Raw genomic sequence first — 1499 nt, 5'->3', positions numbered from 1 at the left:
GGCTATGAGTCCTGAGCCTAGCTAAGTTTCTCCCGCACTGATAATGATTTGCTCAAAGAGGGAGAGGACATTGGGTAAGACTGTTCACCTTAACATGCCGAAGAAGATTGAGCCGCTTTTCACGAGAGTGTCGGCGGTAAAGGATGGGCTTCTGGCGGCTCATAAGGCGGGAAGTGGTTCGCCAAATGAGGTGATTGGCAACGAGCGTGAAATCTTCATTCGGAACTACCTTGAGGCCGCATATCCCAAGCCGTTTCGCTTTGCAGGAGGGTTCATAACTGATTCCGAAGGTCGGAAATCGGGCCAGCTGGACATAATCGTTGAGAAGCTCCACTCAATCAGCTTCCCTGCGCAAGCGGGAAGCGGTGAGCGGCTGTATCTGGCGGAAATGGTCTCTGCAGCAATCTCGGTGAAATCCAATCTTTCTGCCCAATGGAAGCAGGTTATTACAGAAATCGATAAGCTTAACCCTGTGAAATCCGATCCCACTGGCTTTTTCCAGGTGAACGTACGCTCCGGAAGTATACCGTTTTTTGTTGTCTCTTATAGCGGAGCGCAAACTCTGAAATCGCTTGAGGAGAAATTAAATTCGCTTCCTCAAAACAACTGCTTGAAGGCTGTGGCAGTCCTCGACTCAAACATATTCGCAACTCAGACCTCACCCAACAATTGGGTCTACAGCCAGGATGAATCTAGCTTTTTTTACTTCATTGCCCAACTGCATGATGAGATTACTCAAAATTTCACCGTCGCAGAGAGCATCTGGAAATACGCCTGCGAGATTACGGACGATAAATAAGGTCTGAACAGCTTTACCGATTGCAGGTACTGCGCCCATGGATTTTCTCGCCAGCCGCGAGGCTGTGGGGCACTCATGCTTCTCCGCCGCCTCGTGAGAATTGGCCAGTCCCATGGCGCCCGGAACATGCCGATCGAGCCGCGTTTTTTCCGGCCGGCATCCCGGAAGCGGACGTGTGCATCGCGAGCGACGACATCGTTGAAGGCGATACCGTTGGTGCCGTGCAGTAGCTCGCTGACACGATCGGGATGTGGCGTTGCATCCAAATTGGTCGCCCAATTGTCTTGTTAGCGACGTCAGCTTTTGGGATTTCAAAGGAGCGTCTTGAACGGCGGGAATGAGGGCGGTATCCACCTCTCTATTCCTTCCTGATCAATTCCAGACCCTCCTCATATGTCGTCACGGAAAACTCAGGGAAATAACGTTTGAATTTGCCTGAGTCGAAGAGATTGTCCTGTTCATAACGAGGCAGCAATTCCCTGATCTCCCGCACCTTTTTTGAAAAAATGCCTGCGATAATCAATGGCCATTTTCCAATGACCGAATAACCGGGGGATCGATCGAAAATCCTGCTCGCCATGGTGACAAATGTCTTATAGGTCGGCCGATCATCACAGCATGGCAGATGCCAGGTCTGCCCAAAAGCGCCCGGTGTATTGCCCAGCATTGCCAGCGCGCGGCTCGCATCCGGCGTCCAGAT

At 51.4% G+C, this 1499-nt stretch carries 1 protein-coding gene and 1 pseudogene; one reads left to right on the top strand and one right to left on the bottom strand.

Going from position 1 to position 1499, the window contains the following annotated elements; all coding sequences use genetic code 11:
* Nucleotides 1-70 precede the first annotated feature (70 nt).
* A complete protein-coding gene (locus tag B3759_RS16520) occupies nucleotides 71-799 on the top strand; it encodes a DUF6602 domain-containing protein (RefSeq protein ID WP_291367700.1) in 729 nt (242 codons plus the stop codon).
* Between the two features lie 358 nt (nucleotides 800-1157).
* Here the strand turns inward: B3759_RS16520 and B3759_RS16515 are convergent.
* A pseudogene (locus B3759_RS16515) lies at nucleotides 1158-1499 on the bottom strand (NAD-dependent dehydratase); the annotation flags it as partial.

The organism is Acetobacter sp. UBA5411, assembly GCF_002409645.1.
Classification (GTDB): domain Bacteria; phylum Pseudomonadota; class Alphaproteobacteria; order Acetobacterales; family Acetobacteraceae; genus Acetobacter.
This window is presented reverse-complemented; position numbering and strand designations above follow the sequence as displayed.